General features: G+C 40.0%; 1 protein-coding gene. It reads right to left on the bottom strand.

What is annotated here, in order from left to right; translation table 11 throughout:
• A partial coding sequence (locus Q0507_RS01670; RefSeq protein WP_298711439.1) for an ATP-binding cassette domain-containing protein occupies positions 1 to 1,446 on the bottom strand: 1,446 nt, incomplete at both ends.

Raw genomic sequence — 1,446 nt, 5'->3', positions numbered from 1 at the left:
AGTAGAAGAATTGTAATACCTCTATATCCCCCATGATGCGTCCCAACATATCACCCGCCCCAAACCTTTTGAGTATAGCAGGTGCCAATGGTTCCAAATGAGCATAAAACCACAAGCGCAGGCCATAAAGACCTTGAAAGGCCATGCGATGAGATGTATAGCGCTCAAAATAACGACATACAGCGCGACTAACACCAAAGAATCGAACCCCTACGATTGCAAGGCTCAAATAAGTGAGCCCCGGTTGTAATGCGGCAGATGCCAACAGCCAAGAGGATACTGTTAAAAGCCCTACATTCATGAACACTGTTAAGAACGTAAATAGCAATGCCAATACTAATGACCACTTAGCGGGACTCAATACGGAGAACAATAATTTCCACCCTTGTAAGCCCATATTAGAGGCTTTTTCACCACTTTGGAAAGTCATAGAACTTTCAACGGCTTTAACAATACCATCAGTGCTATTAATAGATGTCTCCAAACCTAATGTAGTATCTAAATTAGCTGATTTTTTTATATGCAATGGTACTTCTAGAGCTGCTGAAAATTGACCTAAGCCAGATGTAACAAGTTCTTTAAAATAACCATCTTCTTGAAGTAGGTCCTGATAAGAACCTTCTTGAATAATTGATCCACTTTTCAAGACATATAGTTTAGATGCCCAGTGCATAGTTTGTAAGCGATGTCCAATAATGATAACAATCTTATTTTCCATCAAACGCTGGATAGCTGCACTTATAATGGATTCTGTTTTTACATCTAGATGTGCTGTTACTTCATCAAGAATCAACACCTGACCCTTTCGGAGAAATGCACGAGCTAAAGCAATACGCTGTCGTTCACCGCCACTAAGACCTAAACCACCTTCTCCAATAACCGCATCAAGCCCATCTTGTTCTCGATTAATAACATCTAATAGTTGAACCTCTTTGCAAGCATCGAGAATATCTGCATCACTTACATCCATACCAAAGGATAAGACCTCTCGTAAGGTCCCTTTCATAATATGTGGATGTTGAGACACATAGGTAATTTGCTGACGCCACCAGTCGATATCTAAATCACATATATCAATGCCATCGATAGTAACTCTTCCTTTCGGAGAGTGTAAAAATCCACCAATAATATGGGCAATAGTAGATTTGCCAGCTCCACTTTCACCAACGAGCATAATAGGTACATTACGCTCAGCCTCTAGTGTAATATGGTATACCCCATTCTCACTATTTTCATAGGTAAAAGTTAAATCTTTAATTGCGATCTCTTGTATAGATTTCTCGAGTTTAGAATCACCACCTACTGGTAAGGACTGCGGACGATTCATAAATTCTTCGTATTTCAGAATAGATGTTTTACCTGCCATCCCCGTATGAAAAGCAGCCCCCAACTGTCTAAATGGAGTATAGAACTCCGGCGCTAACAACAAAATAAAGAAGGCTGAAA

The sequence above is a fragment of the uncultured Veillonella sp. genome, from assembly GCF_938010505.1.
Lineage (GTDB): Bacteria > Bacillota > Negativicutes > Veillonellales > Veillonellaceae > Veillonella.
This window is presented reverse-complemented; position numbering and strand designations above follow the sequence as displayed.